Source organism: Vibrio sp. 1288, assembly GCF_033344475.1.
This window is the reverse complement of record NZ_JAWPOX010000405.1, coordinates 1-765: the sequence shown is the minus strand read 5'-3', so window position 1 is coordinate 765 and position 765 is coordinate 1. Positions and strand designations below refer to the sequence as shown.

Here is a 765-nt window from a genome sequence, read left to right as displayed (position 1 = left end):
CCATGATGGATCGTATGAATTTGCATGGCGAACAACGCCGTGCGGCGCAAGATGCATTCCGCGAAGGGAAAGAGAGTGATTTCCCATTAGAAGATGTGTTGGTGCGTGTAAAAATCTCGACCGCTGGCCGTTTTGATTTGCTGCAATTCTTCCTTGAACTGCAAATTTCCGCGGCCTTTGCTGATGGAGCTATCCATCCAAGTGAACGTAATGTGCTGCACAAAATTGCTCGTGGTTTAGGTTTCTCATCTGAGCAACTAGAGCGTCGCCTGCAAATGCAAGAAGCGGCGTTCCGTTTCCAACATCAGGGTGGTTTCCATGGTCAGCAACAAGGTCAATACCAGTCGTCAGGTTGGCAGCAAGCCTCACAGGCGGATCAATTGGCCGATGCGTACAAAATTTTGGATGTGTCACCAGAGGCGGACGGTAAAACCGTTAAACGAGCTTACCGTAAGTTAATGAATGAGCACCACCCCGATAAGTTGATGGCCAAAGGTTTACCGCCAGAAATGATGAACGTCGCAAAAGAAAAATCGCAAGAAATTCAAAACGCTTACGATTTGATTAAAAAGGTGAAAGGCTTTAAGTAAGCCAAAATCTAGCAAGCAAACTAGAAAGTAAAAAGGGCACTTGGTGCCCTTTTTTAGCTTTTGGGTTATCGGTGGCTAAAAGCATCTCAAGCTGAACAAGGATGGATAAATCAGTCGGCTTGGTTCAAGCTCCAATCGTAGTCGTACTTCACCCGACCTGAAAAATGGTTGTATT

1 protein-coding gene is annotated in these 765 nt (G+C 45.9%); it reads left to right on the top strand.

The genetic code is table 11. The features are described 5' to 3' along the window. On the top strand, positions 1-590 hold a 590-nt coding region (djlA, locus tag R8O11_RS27065), incomplete at its 5' end, for a co-chaperone DjlA (protein WP_229626397.1). Positions 591-765: the final 175 nt, after the last annotated feature.